Raw genomic sequence first — 1648 nt, 5'->3', positions numbered from 1 at the left:
CGTCGGCGACGCGGTCCCAGGTGTAGTGCTCCAGTACTCGCCGTCGCCCCTCGGCGCCGTACCGGGCCAGCCGGGCGGGGTCGGCGAGGAGTCGGCGGACGACGGCGCCGATCGCGGCCTCGTCGCCGTCGCCGGGCGGAACCAGGACGCCGGTGCGGCCGTCGACGACGGTGTCGAGCTGGCCGCCGACCGCGGTGGCGACGAGCGGGGTCCCGCAGGCCATGGCCTCGACGGGGACGATGCCGAACGGCTCGTAGCGGGGCAGGGAGAGGACCAGGTCGGCGTCGGACATCAGGGCGGGCATGTCCTCGCGGCCGACCCCGCCGAGCAGGGTGACCCGGTCGGCGACGCCGTACTCCCCGGCGACGGCCAGCAGCCGTTCCGCCTCGGGCTCGGCGAAGAGCAGGGCCGGCTCCGGGCCGCCCGCGACGAGCAGTTCGGCGTCGGGGACGTGGGCCAGGGCGCGGATCGTACGGTCGAAGCCCTTGCGCGGGACCAGCCGGCCCACGGTGAGCAGACGGTGCTTCCCGGATGGTGCGGGCCGGGGCCGCGGAGCGAACTGCCCGGGGTCGACGCCGCACGGCACGACGTGCATGCGCTCGCGGGGCAGCCCCATGGCCTGGAGTTCCGCCACCTCGTCGGCGCAGGTGGCGATGATCGCGTCGCAGGCCCGGCCGACGGCCGTCTCCGTGGCGATCCGGTCGGCGGGGCTGGTGTCGGCGGCTCCCTGGTGCCGCCGCTTCACGGTGCCCAGGGCGTGGTAGGTCTGCACCACCGGCACGCCGAGGTCGCGGGCTCCGGCGAGGGCGGCGGTGCCGGACATCCAGAAGTGGGCGTGCACCACGTCGGGGCGCCGCTCGGCCCACTCCCGGCCCAGCCAGGCGCCGAACTCGGGCATGTAGGGCGGGAGTTCGTCCTTGGGCACGGGTGCGGCCGGCCCGGCGGGGACATGGACCACTTCGACGCCGTCGGTCGTGCGCACCCGGTCCGGCAGCCGGGGCGAGTCGCGGCGGGTGTACACGGTGACGTGGTGGCCCCGGCGGGCCAGCACTCCGGCGAGCTGGGCGACGTAGACGTTCTGGCCGCCCGCGTCCGGGCCGCCGAGCGCGGCCAGGGGGCTGGCGTGTTCGGAGACCATGGCGACACGGGCCGGGGAGTGGTGCTGAGTCATCGGGTGACCTCCTTGATCAGGCGTTCCCAGTCGTCCAGGAACCGCCGCTCTCCGTAGCGGGCCAGCGCGGCCGTCCGGGCCGCCTCCCCGGTCCGCCGCGCCTGGCCGGGGTCGGCGAGGAAAGCGCGCACGGCGGAGCCGAGCACCTCCAGGCGGTTGGAGACGACCCCGGCGCCCTCGGGCACCGCCTCGCGCACCTCGGTGGTGTCGAGCGCGACCACCGGCATGCCGAGGAACATGGCCTCCAGCAGGGACAGCCCCAGCGAGGTCCAGCGGATCGGGTGCACGTACAGCCGGCAGCGGGCCATCGCGGTGTGCAGGTCGTCCTGGGCGAGGTCGCGGCTGCGGCAGCGTTCGGGCGGCAGGCCGAGGTGCCCGGCGAGCCCCTCGGTGCGCATGCCGAAGACGTCCAGCGGCGCCCAGGAAGCGAAGCGGGGCAGCAGGTCCGTGCCGGTGGTACGGCCCCTGCGCAGGGGC

The 1648-nt window shown here is 76.1% G+C and carries 2 protein-coding genes; both read right to left on the bottom strand.

Features of this window, described 5'->3' with window-relative positions; all coding sequences use genetic code 11:
* The coding region (locus tag CCN33_RS23680; RefSeq protein WP_086695526.1) for a glycosyltransferase at window positions 1-1171 on the bottom strand (1171 nt) is incomplete at its 3' end.
* Window positions 1168-1648, bottom strand: a 481-nt coding sequence (locus CCN33_RS23675) for a glycosyltransferase (protein ID WP_140394641.1), incomplete at its 5' end; no start/stop codon positions are given. The genes CCN33_RS23680 and CCN33_RS23675, both read right to left, overlap by 4 nt.

Source organism: Streptomyces recifensis, assembly GCF_002154615.1.
Lineage (GTDB): Bacteria > Actinomycetota > Actinomycetes > Streptomycetales > Streptomycetaceae > Streptomyces > Streptomyces griseoluteus.
The sequence above is the reverse complement of the archived record's forward strand: the minus strand, read 5'-3'. Positions and strand labels throughout refer to the sequence as shown.